Origin of the sequence: Enterobacter sp. S-33 (assembly GCF_028735835.1) — a bacterium.
Classification (GTDB): Bacteria; Pseudomonadota; Gammaproteobacteria; order Enterobacterales; family Enterobacteriaceae; genus Enterobacter; species Enterobacter vonholyi.
In genome coordinates this window covers 3,166,523-3,183,868 of sequence record NZ_CP117838.1, presented here as the reverse complement: position 1 = coordinate 3,183,868, position 17,346 = coordinate 3,166,523, and the positions used below count along the sequence as shown (strand labels likewise).

The window sequence follows — 17,346 nt, the reverse complement described above, 5'->3', positions numbered from 1 at the left end:
AACTCTGTGACCACCAGGCCACACTCGTCGTTCAAAATCGTCTTCATTCTTGGCCTGCTGGCCATGCTGATGCCGCTGTCTATCGATATGTACCTGCCCGCGCTGCCGGTCATTTCCGCGCAGTTTGGCGTTCCGGCGGGCAGCGCGCAGATGACGCTCAGCACCTATATTCTCGGCTTTGCCCTCGGCCAGCTGTTTTATGGCCCGATGGCCGACAGCCTTGGACGCAAGCCGGTCATTCTGGGCGGGACGCTGGTCTTTGCCGCCGCAGCGGTTGCCTGCGCGCTGGCGCAGACTATCGATCATCTGATTATCATGCGTTTCTTCCACGGTCTGGCGGCGGCAGCGGCAAGCGTGGTGATTAACGCCCTGATGCGCGATATCTACCCCAAAGAAGAGTTCTCCCGCATGATGTCGTTTGTCATGCTGGTGACGACGATTGCGCCGCTGGTGGCCCCAATGGCCGGTGGTGCGGTGCTGGTGTGGTTCAGCTGGCATGTGATTTTCTGGATCCTGGCCCTGGCCGCGCTGCTGGCCTCCGCGATGATCTTCTTCTTTATTAATGAAACGCTTCCCGTCGAGCGCCGCCAGAAGTTTCACATCCGTACCACCATCGGCAACTTTGCCTCGCTGTTTCGCCACAAGCGCGTGCTCAGCTATATGCTAGCAAGCGGGTTCAGCTTCGCCGGAATGTTCTCCTTCCTGAGCGCCGGGCCGTTTGTCTATATAGAGCTGAACCACGTTTCGCCGCAGCACTTCGGCTATTACTTTGCGCTTAACATCGTCTTCCTGTTCATCATGACTATCATCAACAGCCGCTTTGTCCGGCGGGTGGGGGCGCTGAACATGTTCCGCGCCGGGCTGTGGATCCAGTTTGTGATGGCGATCTGGCTGGTGGTGAGCGCGTTTCTGGGCGTGGGCTTCTGGGCGCTGGTGGTCGGCGTGGCGGCCTTTGTTGGCTGCGTGTCGATGGTGTCGTCCAATGCGATGGCGGTGATCCTGGATGAGTTTCCGCACATGGCAGGAACCGCATCATCTCTGGCAGGGACGTTCCGCTTCGGCATCGGCGCTATCGTCGGGGCGTTGCTTTCGATGGCCACCTTTACGACGGCATGGCCCATGCTGTGGGCGATGGCTTTTTGCGCAACCAGCTCGATACTCTTCTATCTTTACGCCAGTCGACCGCGAAAAGCGGTCCACTAAAACGCAGAGAAGGCCCGGAAGGGCCTTTTTTGTTGATGCATATCAACCAAACCCCCGTTCGTTTATTCCGTGTTTGTTTATTTTATGTAAAATCTATTTGTGTAAAAAGTCACATCATTGTATTCAAAAAGGTTGAGTTAGATCGCAGAAACGGGTACATATAGCGCCGACGCGAGCCTGAATACCGATAAAAAAGTGCTGAATAGTGCAGGCTGGCGATGATGTGTTACTATAAATGTAAATAAATTGTGAAGTAAATTTTGCTTCCGGGGAACGAACGTGAATACATTACAACTTTCTATTGTCCATCGCTTGCCCCAGAGCTATCGCTGGTCGGCGGGTTTTGCTGGTTCGAAAGTTGAACCGATTCCGCAAAACGTCGCGGGCTGTGAAAACTGCCTGGTGGCGCTCAAGCTTCTGAGCCCGAGCGACGAAAATGCCTGGCGGGTGATGGAGCGTCTCAGTCAGGCCCTGACGGATATCGAAGTGGACAGCTCCGTGCTGGAGTGCGAAGGTGAGCCGTGCCTGTTTGTGAAAAGCCAGGACGAGTTTGCTGCCACCTGCCGCCTGAAAAATTTTGGCGTTGCTATTGCAGAGCCTTTCTCCGGCCAGTATCCATTCTGAGCGCTAGTCTGACGACAACAGCTGGCGCGTGTAGCGCTGCGTTGGCGCGCTAAATACGCGCTGGCAATCACCCTGCTCGACCACCTCTCCCTGACGCAACACAATCACCTGATGGCATAGCGCCCGCACCACCTGTAAATCATGGCTGATAAAGATATAGGCCAGCCGGTGCTTTTCCTGTAACCCTTTCAGCAGCGCCAGGATCTGCGCCTGTACGGTCCTGTCCAGCGATGACGTCGGTTCATCCAGAATAATCAGCTCCGGTTTCAGGATCAGCGCGCGGGCAATGGCGATACGCTGGCGCTGCCCACCGGAAAATTCCGCAGGGTAGCGGTGGCGCGTCTCGGGATCTAGACCCACTTCGGTCATGACCCGCATGACCTCCTGCTCGCGTTGCTGCGTGCTCAGGCCGGGCTGATGGACGCGCAGACCCTCTTCGATAATCTGTAACACGCTGAGCCGTGGGTTAAGCGAGGAGTTGGGATCCTGAAACACCACCTGCATGCGGGGGCGCACGGGCAGCATCTGGCGGCGGTTCCAGCGGTGCAGCGGCATATCGTCAAAGAGGATCTCGCCCTGGGAGGCAATTAAGCGCAGCAGCGCCAGACCGGTGGTGCTTTTGCCCGAGCCGGATTCGCCCACCAGCCCCAGGGATTCCCCCGGGCGCAGCGAGAAGCGGATATTTTTCAGCACCGGATTGCGATCGACAATGCGGCGCAGAATACCTTTGCGGATCGGGAACGAGACGGACAGATCCTCAACGCGCAGCAGCGGCGTGCTGTCCGCATCGAGAGGAACCGGGTCGCCGGAGGGTTCGCTGTCGAGCAGGCGCTGCGTATAGGGGTGCTGCGGTGCGCTCAGCAGCGCGGACGCCGTATCCTGTTCAACACAGCGTCCGTTTTGCATCACCGCGACGCTGTCGGCCAGCTTTCTCACAATGCTCAGGTTGTGCGTGATAAACAGCAGGCTCATGTTCAGCTCGTCACGCAGATCCCGCAGCAGCGTCAGTATTTGCGCCTGTACCGTCACGTCCAGAGCCGTTGTGGGCTCGTCGGCAATCAACAGTTCGGGGCGCGTCAGCAGGGCCATGGCGATCATCACGCGCTGGCGTTCGCCGCCGGAGAGCTGATGCGGAAAATCATTCAGCCGTTTGGCCGCATTGCGTATGCCCGTTCGTTCAAGACAATCCAGAATTTCTCCCCGCGCGGCCTCTTTGCGCATCCCTCGGTGCAGGGAGAGCACTTCATAAAGCTGTTTTTCCAGGCTGTGCAGAGGGTTAAGTGAAACCATCGGCTCCTGGAAGATCATCGCGATTTTGTTGCCGCGAATGCCGCGCAGGGTATGTTCGTCGGCATGCAGCAGCGAACGGCCGTGAAAAAGAATGTCCCCTTGCGGATAGCTCACCGGCGGAGAAGGCAGCAGCCGCAGGATGGAGAGCGCCGAAACGCTTTTGCCTGAACCCGATTCGCCGACCAGAGCCAGCGTTTCCCCGGGCTGGATCTGCAGCGATAAATCGTTGACCACGGTGCGCGTCTCACCCTGCTTTGAAAAAGCAATCGACAGGTTATCAATACTCAGAAGAGGCTGGGTCATCTTATACCGCCTTGTTCGGATCAAAGGCATCGCGCACGGCTTCGCCAATAAAAATCAGCAGCGACAGCAGCACGGCCACGGAAAGAAAGGCGGCGATGCCTAACCACGGTGCCTGGAGGTTGTTCTTACCCTGCAGCAGCAGTTCGCCAAGCGACGGGGAACCCAGCGGTAGCCCGAAACCGAGAAAATCCAGCGAGGTGAGCGTGGTGATGGAGCTGCACAGAATAAACGGCAGGAAGGTGAGCGTTGCCACCACGGCGTTAGGCAGCATATGGCGGAAGATGATACTCCGGTCGCTAACGCCAAGCGCCTGCGCGGCGCGGATATAGTCGAAATTGCGGGTGCGCAGAAACTCCGCCCGCACCACGCCGACCAGCGCCATCCAGCCGAACAGGACGGTGATGCCTAATAGCCACCAGAAGTTGGGCTGTACGACGCTGGAAAGCAGGATTATCAGAAACAGCGTTGGCATACCAGACCAGACTTCGATGATACGCTGGCCCCACAGGTCAATTTTCCCGCCGTAGTAACCCTGAACGGCGCCCGCCACAACGCCCATCACGCTGGAGAAGAGCGTCAGCATCAGCCCAAAGAGAAGCGATATTCGCGTGCCGTACAGGATGCGTGCCAGCACGTCGCCGCCGTTAGCATCCGTTCCCAGCCAGTTTTGCGCGGAGGGCGGGGAAGGGAAGGGGGCCGTGGTAGCGAAGTTTATACTGTTTGCGCCAAAGCGCACCGGCGCCCAGAGCGCCCAGCCGTGCTGCTCAATCTGCTGGCGAAGCCACGGATCCTGATATTCCGCCCGTGTCGCAAACGGGCCGCCAAAGTCGCTTTCGCTGTAGCTGGCGATGACCGGCACGTACCAGCGATCGTTAAAATGCACCAGCAGCGGCTTGTCGTTGGCGATCAGCTCCGAACACATGCTTAAGGCAAACAGCACGGCAAAAATCCACAGCGACCAGTAGCCGCGGCGGTTGTGGCGAAAACGGGCCCAGCGGGCCTGATTGACGGGGCTTAAACGCGGCATCAGCGGCCCTCAAAATCGATTCGGGGATCGACCAGCGTATAGCTGATATCACTGATGATATTCAGCAGCAGGCCAATCAGGGTGAAAATATAGAGTGTGCCAAACATCACCGGATAATCGCGCGATACGGTAGCCTCATAGCCCAGCAGCCCCAGTCCGTTGAGCGAGAACATGACCTCTATCAACAGCGAGCCGGTAAAAAACATGCCGATGAACGTGGCCGGAAACCCGGCGATTACCAGCAGCATGGCGTTGCGGAACACGTGTTTCCACATGATCTGCTTCTCGCTCACGCCCTTGGCGCGGGCAGTAACAACGTACTGCTTACGAATTTCATCGAGAAAGGCGTTTTTGGTCAACATGGTCAAGGCCGCAAACCCGCCAATGACCGTGGCCAGAACCGGCAGTGTGATATGCCAGAGGTAGTCGGTGATTTTCTGATACCACGGCAGGGAACTGAAATCGGCGGAGACCAGCCCCCGCAGCGGGAAGAGGTCAAAATAACTTCCCCCGGCAAAAAAGACGATCAGCAGGACGGCAAACAGAAACGCCGGGATGGCATAGCCGATGATAATGAACGTGCTACTCCAGATATCGAAACGGCTACCGTTATACACCGCTTTGCGGATCCCAAGCGGTATAGAGACCAGATAGATAATCAGCGTTCCCCACAGCCCCAGCGTGATCGAAACCGGCAGGCTTTGCTTGATCAGCGTTAACACTGACGCACTGCGAAACAGGCTATCGCCAAAATCAAAGCGGATGTAATCCCAGAGCATTTTGAAATAGCGCTCGTGAATCGGTTTGTCAAAGCCGTAGCGGTGGGTGATCTCGTCGATCACTTCCGGATCCAGCCCGCGTCCGCCGCGATAATGGCTTTCACTGATATTCCCTACGCCGGTTCGCGCATGGCTTGCGCCCATGCCTTCACCGCCGCCGCCGGGCATGCCGCCGCTGTTGCCAAATTCAATGGCGGCAATCGCCTGATCGACCGGGCCGCCGGGAGCAATTTGCACGATAAAAAAGTTAATCGTGATGATAGCCCACAGGGTGGGGATGACCAGCAGGAGACGACGGATAAGATAGGCACCCATGATGATTCCTTATCGCCGCTCAGCGGGAAGTCTGGCGGCTTTGTTAACGTCATACCACCAGGTATCAAAGCCCAGGGAGTAGACAGGGCGCACGGCAGGCACGGAGAACTTATCCCAGCGCGCAAGGCGATCTTCGCCCATATACCACATCGGCAGCATGTAGTAGTTCCAGGTTAAGACCCTGTCGAGGGCGCGCCCGAGCGGCAGGAGCTTTTCTTTATCCCCTTGCGCCGCCACGATTTTCGCAATCAGCGCGTCAATCGCCGGGCTTTTTACCCCCGGCGCATTGTACGAGGAGTCGATGTAGCTGGAGGCCCAGGAGATTTGCAGGTCCGAGCTGGGCCATGGTTGGGCGGGCCACAGGCGCTGCATCATGTCGTAATCACGGCTGCGCATGCGGCTGGTGATCTGCGCGTTATCCACCTGGCGAATGTTCATGGTCACACCCAGCCGCTCAAGATTGTGCTTAAACGGCAGCACCCACTGGTCGTTGCCCCCGGACGAGAGCAGCAGCTCAAAGCTGAGTGGCTTGCCCGTTTTGGCATCAACACGTTTTTGATTCTTCAGATGCCAGCCCGCGTCATCCAGCAGCTTGCTGGCTTTGAGCAGGTTGTCGCGGTCGTAACCGTCACCGTTTGAAGCCGGCGGCTGAAACACCGTTGTAAACACCTCTGGCGGTACCTCTGCTTTAAGGGGGGCCAGCAGAATCAACTCGTCGGCTTTCGGGTAATCGCGCGCGGCATATTCCGTGTTCTGGAAATAGCTGTTGGCGCGGCTGTAAGCCCCGTAAAACAGCGCTTTGTTCATCCACTCAAAATCAAAGGCCAGGGAGATGGCTTCCCGCACCCGGCGGTCATTAAATACCGGACGCTGAATATTAAACGCCAGCCATCGCGTGTCTTGCGCAGACTCATTTTTATGCTCGTCTTTGACGATATAGCCTTTGGCGAAATTTTTGCCGATATAGCGGGTCGCCCAGTTTTTGGCGCTGCTCTCGACCCGCAAATCGAAGGCCCCCGCTTTGAACGCTTCAAACGCCACGTTATCGTCAAGGTAGTAATCATAGCGAAGGGTGTCGAAGTTCCAGCGTCCGCGGTTTACCGGCAGATTGGCTGCCCAGTAGTCTTTGACGCGGGAATAGACGACATATTGCCCCATGCGCCAGTCGGTGATGCGGTAGGGGCCGCCAGCCAGAGGAGGCGTGGAAAGCGGGTCGCTCAGCTTGTGGTTTTTCCAGAACGATTCCGGCATCACCGGCAGCGAGAACAGGCTGAGCATGTTCTCTTTATTTGGTTCGCTCAGCTCGATGCGCACGGTAAGCGGCGCAATGGCTCTGACCGACGCGCCTTTATACACGATGCGGAACTGGGGAACGCCTTCGGTCATAAATTTATGAAAGGTGAACGCAACGTCGCTGGCCTTAACCGGCGTACCATCATGAAAACGAGCTCGAGGGTTAAGGGAGATCTCCGCCCAGGCGAAGTTATCGGCGTAACGCACGTTCTCGGCAATAAGCGGATAGTAGCTGCCGGGCTCGTCATCAGAGGTGACAAAGAGCGTATCGTAAAGCGATTCCGTCCGCGCGGCCGCCACGCCGCGCAGGGCGAAGCGGTTGAAGTTGTCGAAGGTTCCCGTGGCGGAAAGCGTGACCTTTCCGCCCTTCGGCGCGGCAGGGTTGACGTAATCGAAGTGCGTAAAATTGACCGCGTATTTCGGCTCGCCAATCACCGCGAAGGCGATATTTTCTTTGATGGCTTGCGCCTGGCTGGACAGGCTCATGAATGCCAACATCAGCAACATAAAGCGCATAAGCATCTCGCGGCAGCTCCCTCTTTACAGACCGGCTCGGTTAAGCTGAATAATAAGTGACGTCACGGGCAATGTGAAATTAATCACCCTCGGCCGAAATATCAGGCCGCCATTCGCGGAACTGCGCCAGCGGCATCGGGCGGCTAATCCAGTATCCCTGCAGGAAATTAACGCTGTGTTCGCGCAGCCAGGCGGCCTGTTCCGGTGTCTCTACCCCTTCGGCGACGGTCGACATATTCAGTCGTCTTGCCAGCGTCAGAACGGCATCCAGCACCGGCGACGTTACCGTCTCAGTCCCTATCGCATTAACAAATCCGCGGTCTATCTTGAGGTAGTCCATGGTGAAATGCTCAAGGTAAATCAGCGCGCTGTGGCCGGTACCAAAATCATCAATGGCGATTTCAAACCCTTCGTTATGCAGCCATCCGAAGAGGCTGTTGGCTTCCCGATGGTTAAGCATATCGCGCTCGGTAATTTCCAGCACGATCTGGAAGTAATCTGGCGGCAGTAACGCTTTGAAGGTGCGCATATCGTCCTTGAAGCTTTCCGCATGCAGATGCCCCGGCGCGATGTTGATTCCCACCTTTGCGCCCGGAGGTAACAGCGTTTGTAACACGGGAGCATCGTGAATGATAAGGTCAAAAAGATGCAGCGTCAGCGGGACAATGAGCTTCTGCGCTTCGGCAAAATTGATAAACGCGTCGGGCGGAATTTCCCCCATTGTCGGGTGTTTCCAGCGCATCAGTACTTCCAGCCCGGTCATCTGGAGCGATTTAGCATCGACGACGGGCTGATAGACTACATAAAACTGGCCGCGCTTAATCGCGCTCAAAATCTCTTTACCCGGGTTGAGGCGAATGCTGAGGATATAGTAGTTGAGCGAGCCGGCACAAATGCCGCATACCAGCCCGAAGAACAGGGCGTAAAGAATTTCATCGCTGGTCCAGGCGTCCGCATACAGATTTATGGTCAGGGGAACGTCTTTCAGCGTTGCGGTACGGGCCGGCGTTTCATGAAGATCGTGCGCGTTGACCAGCATGCTGGACCGCGTTGACAGCGCATGATCGCCAATGATGATGGCGATGCCGGCAAATTCGTCCTGGCGAGCCGTGTAGAGCAGGTAAGGCGTCAGGTTGAGATTCACTGAGGTAAATACGCCGCCGTCCTTCACTAGCGGGTTACGGTACCAGATGGCAATGGCGGGCTTGTTGGGCAACATCGGAGTGCCGGGAAGCAACGCCATATCAATCTGTTTGTCGATGTGCAGCTCAGGTATCAGCTCCTCCATTGGGGAATTCATCGGACCCGTAGCAGAAGAGCAGAACGCCATTTTGTCTCTGACCAGCAGGAATGCGCGAACGTTAACGCTAAAGGCAGCGCGCGAAGTGAGTTCCTGATTTACGTCGTGGCAATTGTTTAACGTGAGCGGCTGGAGCACATCGATAGAATTTTTTAACTCATCGAAATAGCTCTCCATATAGATGCTCACATCGTGGATCAGGGTGTCGAATTTGACTTCCCGCTTGTGGTAGCTCCAGAAAAATTGCAACGAACCCAGGAGCAGGGCGGCGATCAGGCCTGTGATGATGCTGAGGATCAGTATCTTGCGATTGCTGGAGAAATAGCGGGTGAACATAGACGTCGTAATTCCTGAAATGCCGCTGGATGTATTCAGTGTAACGGGCAAAAAAAAACACTGCCGAAGCAGTGCTTTTTTTCATCATATCGCCAGCCAAGGGATAACCAACGATACGATAGTCATATTAACTGCGGGTCAGTACGCGGCGTGCTTCGTTGTAGCGCTTCTTCCAGTACGGTTCATTCATGCTGGAAATGGTGACACCGCTGCTGGTGGAGGCATGTACGAACTGGTCATTACCAATGTAGATGCCAACATGTCGACCTGTAGAACCGGCACGGAACAGGACTAGATCACCGGTGCGCAGTTTGGTACGTGAAATCGACTTGCCCATCTCCTGCTGTTCATAGGTTGAACGCGGAAGATCTAACCCAAATTGCTCGCGGAATGTACGCTGTACAAAACCGGAACAATCAATACCTGTTTTTGTGCTGCCGCCAAGACGATAACGCACGCCTTTCCAGTCAGCATACTGGTCCATAATGCGGGACTTCACGTCCAGATTACGTACCATATTTTCAAATTCATCCTGAGAGGCTTGCAGTGACGAGGAATCTTCCATTCCCACAACACGCGTCTCAGGATGCATATTCTTTGCGGTGTTCGATGTACTACATGCAGACAACAGTACCGCGACTGCTATCGCCGGGATCCCCCGTAAGATATATCTCAGAAACGGTTGAGATTTGACCATTTTGTTTATTTTCCCTTGAAGTCCTTAACGACAAATATCGTTATAAAAATGCCAAACGTGACGAGACTAATTATCTGTTCACATTGAGACAATTCTTTCTGGTCACATTTGTGGTACAGCGCACAAAATTATTCGCCAGAGAAATAATTATCTCTATGGGGCAAAACGAGTTCGAGATTAACCGATTGCCTGGGGTATTGCGAGAAAAAAAAGCCTTTTTTTTATAAGAAAATGTGATACAGAAAGTAAAAATCCGTAATTGCTTAAAATGCAGACAGATCCGAGGCTTTATCGCGCAATTGCTTCATTTTTATCATGAATGTGATGACAAGAATATGACGCTGGGAAAAGATCGTGGCGGAAAGGCTATCGGGGATCATGTCGATCCCTGATAGCTCACGTTAATTTAGGTTAGTTATTTGTTTAATTGTTGTTGCGCTCTGCCGGGAAGATAGCGATCGAACAGCGCTATTATCCTGTCGCTCAGTGGGGTCATCAAACACCACGGCAGCGCAATCAGCGCAACGGAGAGCGAACCGACGGCAATATCGGTGAACCAGTGAGCGCCAATCATTACGCGCGGGAAGGCAAAAACCACAAAAATAATCAGGGCTATGGCAAACGCTTTTCTGCCGAAATAGCGAAGCATAATTGAGGAAAAAATAAGCAGCATCATGCCGTGATCGCCAGGGAAACTGTCCTTCGACGCATCTTTTGTTGGAATATGCAGCAGCTCGCTGACGCGATAAATATCGGTGAAAAAGAGCGTTGGGCTGGAACGCTTAACCGGAATAATCGCGGTGGCCAGCTGGTTAATGACGACAGCAAACAGCAGCATCACCAGACCGATAATCAGAATACGCCGACGCCCGGCTTTGTCCTCTTTCAGCCAGAAAGAGAGCATCAGGCAGCCCATCGCCAGCAGCGAGAAGCCGTCAAAGGCGCGGTTGTTGGTAATTGCCACCAGCCACAGGAACGCGTTGCTCTTCACCAGCTCCTGATTGAAGAAGTGAAAAATGGCAGAATCCAGCGGGAACCAGAAACCATGATCTGCCGGGATATACCAGGAGAAGAAAAGCGCCAGACCGGCGACATTAAGCAGTAATATCAGGGGAAATCGAGTTGTCATAACGTTCTGCATAGAGTGAAAACTGGGGCAACGTTAGCCGCCCGAACTTAAACGAATCCTCAACAGACTGGACTGGAGGGCATTCCAGTCGGCGTTAACCGCACTAATTAACTCTATACGGCTGTCAGGCGGCGCCACGTTTTGCGTTTCAATAAAGAAATCGTCGCCCTGGCGATTGATCCGCACCAGTCCGTCCGGGGTGCGCATGATCCCTTTCACGCGATCGACGGGCGCAAGACGGGCCCACTCCAGGATCCCGATGGTGTCAAAAACGGTTTCAGCATCAAAAATCCATCCGCAGGCCTGATATCCCTGGCCGCTATTCAGATTACGACGCCAGCGCTGGTGTTCCGGCAGACTCAGGGCTGCCAGACCCTGCTTAACCGGATGACTGTGCGAATGCTCCGCGCTGGCGGGCAGCTCGGTGCGGTTCAGACGAGGCAGGTCAAGCAGGGCGCTATCAATATTCCCCTGGGTGGTCTGCACCCGCGTGCGATTGCCGCCAAAATGTTGCCACCACGCATCCAGCGCGGCCTGGCTTTCAGCCGTGGCGCGATCTGCTTTATTCGCGACAATAACGTCAGCGGAGGCGAGCTGATCGCGGAAGTTCTCATTTGCCACCGCCTTGTCATCCAGAAGCTGACGCGGATCGAGCAGGCACAGGGTGGCGCGCAAATCGATCCACGGCTCGTAAACCGGGGCGGTCAGTAAATCGAGGATTTGCTTAGGGTGACCCAGCCCGGTAGGTTCAATCAGCAGGCGGTCAGGTTTGCCCTGACGCAGCAGGGTATTTAGGCCGAACTGCATAGGCAGGCCATTGACGCAGCACATGCATCCGCCGGGGATCTCTTTAATCATCGCGCCGCTGGATGACAGCAACGCGCCGTCAATGCCCACCTCGCCAAATTCATTGACCAGCACGGCCCACTTCTCGGCCGGATCTTTATTCGCCAGCAGGTGGAGAATTGAGGTGGTTTTACCGCTGCCGAGAAAACCGGTGATGAGGTTGGTTTTGGTCACGTGCGCTCCAGATGAGAATTGTGATGCTATAACACTATTCTCTCTATCCTGGCGAAAAACGTGACCTGTGAGAAGGGGAAGGGCGAACGGAGGCCTCATCCGTTCGCGTTAAGCGCAATAATCGTTAAATATTTAACGTTTCGATAACAGCCTGACGTGCGCCGTTGCGGATAATGCGCTGGTATGCCTGGCGGACAGTCTCCACAAAGACGCTGTTTTGTGCGAGATCGTGACCAAAGACCTCACTCAGCCCCAGCAGCGCGTTAACGCGGTCGGCGTCGCTGCTGGCGTTGACGATGGCGCGGATTTTATCGCTGAGGGGATCGCGAACGTCAATCGCATTGCCACGGTCGTCGATACCGCTGACGTAGCGTATCCAGCCGGCCACGCCCAGAGCCAGCAGCGACCACGGCGTATTTCGCTCAAGATGAACGCGGATCCCGTCCAGCATTCTTTGCGGAAGCTTCTGGCTACCGTCCATCGCGATTTGCCAGGTCCGATGCTGGAGGGCCGGGTTGGCAAAGCGTTCAATTAGGCTATCGGCGTATGCGGTAAGGTCGACATCCTTAATCCGTAACGTGGGGGCCTGCTCGTTCAGCATCAGCCGACGGGCGGCTTCACGGAACGCCGCGTCCTCCATGCATTCGTTAATATGCGCGTAGCCAGCGAGATACCCGAGATACGCCAGGAAAGAGTGGCTGCCGTTGAGCATGCGTAATTTCATCTGCTCCCACGGCAGAACATCCTGCACCATCTGGACACCCGCCACTTCCCACTCGGGACGGCCTGCGACAAAATTATCTTCCACCACCCACTGAATAAACGGTTCGCAGCTGATGGCGCACGGATCTTCAACGCCGAGCGCGTCTGTGATTTCCGCCAGCGATGCTTCCGTCGCGGCGGGAACAATTCTGTCAACCATCGTTCCCGGGAAGCTCACGTGGCTATCAATCCATTCAGACAGCGCCGCGGAACGCTTTTGCGCCATGCCCAGCACCGCGTTTTTGACCACGTGCCCGTTATCCGGGATGTTGTCGCAGGAGAGCACGGTAAACGCAGGCAAGCCGCGCTCGCGGCGGCGGTGGAGCGCTTCGACCAGGATCCCTGGGGCCGAATGTGGCTCTGAGGGGTTTTCAAGGTCGTGGACGATCCGGGGGTTATTCAGATCGAGTTTTCCGGTCGCGGGATCGATGCAATAGCCTTTTTCCGTGATGGTGAGCGATACGATCGCGACCTGAGGCTCGCAAAATTTCTCAATAATGGCGGGCAGGGAGTCCAGCTTTGCGTTCAGGCACTCATGGACGGCGCCGACGATAATCGCCTCATTTCCTTCAGCCCCTTTCTCCAGCACGGTGAACAGATGCTCCTGCGCGCGCAGCTGGCTCATCAGCACGTCGCCGCTGAACAGGCTAATCTCACAAATCCCCCAGTCGCCGCCTTTTTCATTCAGCACCCTATTTGTTAACAAGGCCTGGTGCGCACGGTGAAACGCGCCAAAGCCAAAGTGGACGATGCGGGAGCGTAATGACTGGCGATCGTAGCGAGGTTGCTGAACCCCGGCAGGAAGGACGGTAGAGGCAATTGTCTTCATGAGATACACACCTGATTAACCATTAATTAACAATGCCAGTGTAAAGTTATATGACAGCAAATAAAATTGGTGAGCCGTAAATATCCCCGTTATGTGAGTTTGATCAATCAATGTGTGGCGGTGTATTGACCCTTCACGGCAAACATGTATGGTAGTCGTCATTGCAGTAACGCATATTGGTATAACAACTTAAGAGGGTGAGGCAATGGAACAAACCTGGCGTTGGTACGGGCCGAACGATCCGGTTTCTCTTGATGATGTGCGTCAGGCTGGCGCAACGGGTGTCGTCACGGCGCTGCATCATATTCCTAACGGTCAGGTCTGGCCGGTAGAGGAAATACAGACGCGTCAGGCGCTGCTGGCGGAGAAGGGATTAACCTGGTCTGTGGTGGAAAGCATTCCTGTTCATGAAGATATCAAAACCCATTCCGGGGATTACCAGACCTGGATTGCTAACTATCAGCAGAGCATTCGTAACCTCGCGGCCTGCGGAATTGATACGGTTTGCTATAACTTTATGCCCATCCTCGACTGGACGCGAACCGACCTCGAATATCAGATGCCGGACGGTTCAAAAGCGCTGCGTTTCGATCAGATTGCCTTTGCAGCGTTCGAGCTGCACATCCTGAAACGGCCTGGCGCCGAAGCGGATTACACCGCGGAAGAGCAGCAGCAGGCACTCGAATGGTTCAATGCAGCCAGCGACGCGGACATCGAAAAGCTGACCCGTAATATCATTGCGGGCCTGCCTGGGGCTGAGGAAGGGTATACGCTGGATCAGTTCCGCGCCCGCCTGGCGGAATACGGCAATATTGATAAGCATCAGCTGCGTGAAAACATGGCGTATTTCCTGCGCGCAATCGTGCCGGTTGCGGAAGAGGTAGGGGTTCGCCTGGCCGTGCACCCGGACGATCCACCGCGTCCAATCCTCGGCCTGCCGCGCATTGTTTCCACAATTGAAGATATGCAGTGGCTGAAAGAGACGGTCGACAGCATCAATAACGGCTTCACCATGTGTACCGGCTCCTACGGCGTGCGGGCGGATAACGATCTGGTGCGGATGATTGAAACCTTCGGCGACCGCATTCATTTTACGCATCTGCGCGCGACCTGCCGTGAAGAGAACCCAAAAACCTTCCACGAGGCGGCTCACCTGGGCGGCGATGTGAATATGGTGGCGGTGGTAGACGCCATTCTGGCCGAAGAGGCGCGTCGCAAGCAGATTGGCGATGTGCGTCCTATTCCGTTCCGTCCTGACCACGGCCACCAGATGCTGGACGATCTGCGTAAGAAAACCAACCCAGGCTATTCTGCGATTGGCCGTCTTAAAGGGATGGCGGAAGTGCGTGGCGTTGAGCTGGCGTTGAAGATGACGAAGTATCCGGAGCTTCTGTAAGCGCCACCGGGCCAACAATAAAAAAAACCGGCCTGAGAGCCGGTTTTTGTGTTTTTGTTGGTCGGGTAAGGCGAAGCCGCCACCCGAAAAACGCCGCAATCAGTCGGCGCGACCCATATAGCGTTTTTCTTCGATATGGATGCGGATCTTCTCGCCAGCGGAGAGGTATTCCGGCACCTGCACAACCAGGCCGGTCGTCAGGGTAGCCGGTTTGTTGCGGGCACTGGCGGATGCGCCTTTGATGCCGGGTGCCGTTTCAACGATTTCCAGATCGACGGTCTGAGGCAGTTCCAGCGCCAGCAGCACGCCGTCCCAGGTCAGAACCTGCATGTCAGGCATACCGCCTTCAGGAATGAACAGCAGCTCTTCTTCAATCTGATCTTTGGTGAAGATGTACGGGGTGTAATCTTCTTTGTCCATGAACACGTATTCGTTGCCGTCGATGTAGGAGAAATCAACATAGCGACGGGTCAGGGTCACGGTATCGACAATATCGTCACCTTTGAAGCGTTCTTCCACTTTGAGGCCGGTACGCACATCGGCGAAACGCATTTTATACAGCGTTGCTGCACCACGGGCGCTTGGTGCCTGAATGTCGATATCTTTCACAATCAGCAGTTTGCCGTTGTAATTCAGCACCATACCTTTCTTAATTTCGTTCGCTCTTGGCATTGCAGTAATCCTGTTTACGGGAGGTAAAAAATATCGCGCCAAATTACTCGCGCGCGGCCTTTCAGGCAAGTGGAATTCGTGGCTTTTGCTATCAATACGCAAAAGGTGTTACTGTGCGCGCGATGCCCGACTACGCGGGCCATCGTCAGCGAAAGAGAGCATTTATGGATTGCCGTCCCGATTGTGGCGCGTGCTGTACTGCACCGTCCATTTCAAGCCCCATTCCTGGAATGCCCGAGGGCAAGCCTGCCAATACCCGCTGCGTTCAGCTCTCTGAAAATAATCTTTGCAAGATCTTTGGCTCACCGCTGCGCCCGAGAGTTTGCTCCGGGCTTCAGCCCACGGCCGAAATGTGCGGCAGCACGCGCGAGCAGGCGATGACGTACCTTCTTGAGCTTGAATCGCTCACCGCACCTTAAACGTCTTTAATCCTCGCCAGACAGCCAATCGTCAGCGTACACATCACCAGCGCAATCCAGAACACCGTGTGATAGTCCCAAATTTCTGCCACAACACCGGCCATTGAGCCGGCAATAATCCAGCCCACGCGGGTGGTATTAGTATAAAGGGTGGTGGCAGAGCCTGCCTGGCCAGGCATCAAATCCTGGAAATAGAGCATGCCTATCCCTGCGAGAATGCCAATATAGATGGCGTTCAGCAGCTGTAAAGCCAGCAACAGCCCCGGCGTATGTACCGTCAGCATGCCGAGATAGAACAGCAGACCGGCGATGGCGGCAATGCGCATTAAAAAACGCTTTCCGAAGCGCTTTGCGTAATAGCCCGCAATGAGCATGGTCGGGATCTCAAGCCCGGCCGCGGTGCCCATCATGATTCCCGCCAGCTTTTCCGACAGGTGCAGTTCATCAATAATAAACAGCGGCATATTGATGATATACAGGCTATTGGTGCCCCACATCAGCGTGCAGACAACAAACAGGAGCAGGGCATCGCGGCTGTTACGGCGCGGCGCTTCCAGTACGCCCGTTGCCACTTTGGGCTCTTTGCGCATGGACGGCAGGAAGAACCACACCAGCGCGCCGCATACCACAAACGCGACAGCGGCACTCAGGTACATTACCGTAAAGCCAAAACCCATCGCCAGCGCGTAGGCCAGCGGCGGGCCAATCACCCATGCCAGAGACACCTGAGCACGCAGGACTGAGCTGAACATCACCGCTTCACGTCCGGTATGGTCCGCGTGTTCGCGGGCAAGGGCGAACAGCTGGGGGTTAGCCGTTGAGCCAAAGCTGCTCAGGAATACCCCGACGAAGAGCAGAATGAAATAGTTGCGGTTCCAGGCAAACAGAACGCAGGCCATGACCCCCAGCAGGCAGCAGAAAACGATCAGGCTTTTACGATCGCCTTTTCTGTCGGAGCGTCCCGCCAGAAACTGGCTGACCAGGATGCCGATGATGGCGCTTCCGGTAAAAAAGAAGCCAACCAGCGCCGGACGAACATGAACCTCATTTGTCAGAAATAGGCTCAGCGTCGGCGTCTGTAACGCACCGGCAATGCCCGTGAAGAAGGCAACAATCAGGAAGGCCGCTGAGGTTAAATCAAAGGGCTTCGGCGAGGCAGCCGCAGGGGTGTTATGCATGTTTTATAATTAGCGAGTAGCAGAGAGGGGCGGAGTGTACGCCGTCAGCTAAAAAATAAACAGTGGGCGCGGTCAATGATGCCACGAAAAATCAAAATGGCATTTCATCTTACACCCACATCGGCTGACCTTAGCTGAAACTGACTTGCTGAACTTCAGCAAAATTCAGCTGAACGAAGAAGAAATGTGCTGTATCTCTAAATTCTGACATCAGAAAGACGAGTTTACTTGCAAGGTATTGCAGAAAGCGCAAGACTT

Annotated in this window: 15 protein-coding genes; 4 read left to right on the top strand and 11 right to left on the bottom strand. The window is 55.2% G+C overall.

The features are described 5' to 3' along the window. The first annotated feature begins 6 nt into the window (after positions 1 to 6). Both PUP35_RS15055 and PUP35_RS15050 read left to right on the top strand, forming a co-directional pair. Entirely contained in the window at positions 7 to 1,203 is a 1,197-nt protein-coding gene (locus tag PUP35_RS15055; RefSeq protein WP_274240375.1) for a Bcr/CflA family multidrug efflux MFS transporter, read from the top strand. 279 nt (positions 1,204 to 1,482) lie between these two features. After that, the gene (locus PUP35_RS15050) at positions 1,483 to 1,827 is read left to right on the top strand and encodes a YejG family protein (RefSeq protein ID WP_008500952.1); all 345 of its coding nucleotides are present in this window, start codon (positions 1,483 to 1,485) and stop codon (positions 1,825 to 1,827) included. 3 nt (positions 1,828 to 1,830) lie between these two features. On the opposite strand, the gene yejF is transcribed toward PUP35_RS15050, so the two are convergent. The 9 genes from yejF to PUP35_RS15005 all read right to left on the bottom strand — a co-directional run bounded on the left by yejF (position 1,831) and on the right by PUP35_RS15005 (position 13,423). Next, the gene (yejF, locus tag PUP35_RS15045; RefSeq protein ID WP_274240374.1) at positions 1,831 to 3,420 is read right to left on the bottom strand and encodes a microcin C ABC transporter ATP-binding protein YejF; all 1,590 of its coding nucleotides are present in this window, start codon (positions 3,418 to 3,420) and stop codon (positions 1,831 to 1,833) included. Position 3,421: 1 nt separating this feature from the next. After that, positions 3,422 to 4,447, bottom strand: a complete 1,026-nt coding sequence (locus PUP35_RS15040; protein ID WP_133294830.1) for an ABC transporter permease — start codon at positions 4,445 to 4,447, stop codon at positions 3,422 to 3,424. After that, entirely contained in the window at positions 4,447 to 5,541 is a 1,095-nt protein-coding gene (locus tag PUP35_RS15035; RefSeq protein ID WP_274240373.1) for a microcin C ABC transporter permease YejB, read from the bottom strand. Before PUP35_RS15035 ends, PUP35_RS15040 begins: the two co-directional genes overlap by 1 nt. 9 nt (positions 5,542 to 5,550) lie before the next feature. Next, entirely contained in the window at positions 5,551 to 7,356 is a 1,806-nt protein-coding gene (locus tag PUP35_RS15030; RefSeq protein WP_274240372.1) for an extracellular solute-binding protein, read from the bottom strand. A 73-nt stretch (positions 7,357 to 7,429) separates the two neighbouring features. Then, positions 7,430 to 8,986: a cyclic di-GMP phosphodiesterase gene (locus PUP35_RS15025; protein WP_274240371.1), complete on the bottom strand. Its 1,557-nt coding sequence runs from the start codon at positions 8,984 to 8,986 to the stop codon at positions 7,430 to 7,432. Positions 8,987 to 9,113: 127 nt separating this feature from the next. Then, a complete protein-coding gene (mepS, locus tag PUP35_RS15020; protein ID WP_008500946.1) occupies positions 9,114 to 9,683 on the bottom strand; it encodes a bifunctional murein DD-endopeptidase/murein LD-carboxypeptidase in 570 nt (189 codons plus the stop codon). A gap of 415 nt (positions 9,684 to 10,098) precedes the next feature. Further along, a complete protein-coding gene (locus tag PUP35_RS15015; RefSeq protein WP_181899759.1) occupies positions 10,099 to 10,812 on the bottom strand; it encodes a phosphatase PAP2 family protein in 714 nt (237 codons plus the stop codon). A 33-nt stretch (positions 10,813 to 10,845) separates the two neighbouring features. After that, on the bottom strand, positions 10,846 to 11,832 hold the full coding sequence (locus tag PUP35_RS15010) for a CobW family GTP-binding protein (protein WP_274240370.1): 987 nt from the start codon (positions 11,830 to 11,832) through the stop codon (positions 10,846 to 10,848). 124 nt (positions 11,833 to 11,956) lie between these two features. Then, positions 11,957 to 13,423, bottom strand: a complete 1,467-nt coding sequence (locus tag PUP35_RS15005) for a mannitol dehydrogenase family protein (protein ID WP_271368640.1) — start codon at positions 13,421 to 13,423, stop codon at positions 11,957 to 11,959. A 205-nt stretch (positions 13,424 to 13,628) separates the two neighbouring features. Between PUP35_RS15005 and uxuA the strand changes: the two genes are divergently transcribed. Further along, complete coding sequence (uxuA, locus tag PUP35_RS15000; RefSeq protein ID WP_274240369.1) at positions 13,629 to 14,819, top strand: mannonate dehydratase; 1,191 nt, start codon at positions 13,629 to 13,631, stop codon at positions 14,817 to 14,819. 99 nt (positions 14,820 to 14,918) lie between these two features. On the opposite strand, the gene yeiP is transcribed toward uxuA, so the two are convergent. Further along, the gene (gene yeiP / locus PUP35_RS14995; protein ID WP_008500940.1) at positions 14,919 to 15,491 is read right to left on the bottom strand and encodes an elongation factor P-like protein YeiP; all 573 of its coding nucleotides are present in this window, start codon (positions 15,489 to 15,491) and stop codon (positions 14,919 to 14,921) included. Positions 15,492 to 15,655: 164 nt separating this feature from the next. Between yeiP and PUP35_RS14990 the strand changes: the two genes are divergently transcribed. Then, positions 15,656 to 15,910, top strand: a complete 255-nt coding sequence (locus tag PUP35_RS14990; RefSeq protein ID WP_274240368.1) for a YkgJ family cysteine cluster protein — start codon at positions 15,656 to 15,658, stop codon at positions 15,908 to 15,910. Here the strand turns inward: PUP35_RS14990 and setB are convergent. Beyond that, entirely contained in the window at positions 15,907 to 17,088 is a 1,182-nt protein-coding gene (gene setB / locus PUP35_RS14985; RefSeq protein ID WP_274240367.1) for a sugar efflux transporter SetB, read from the bottom strand. The two genes, PUP35_RS14990 and setB, sit on opposite strands and share 4 nt — an antisense overlap. Positions 17,089 to 17,346 lie beyond the last annotated feature (258 nt).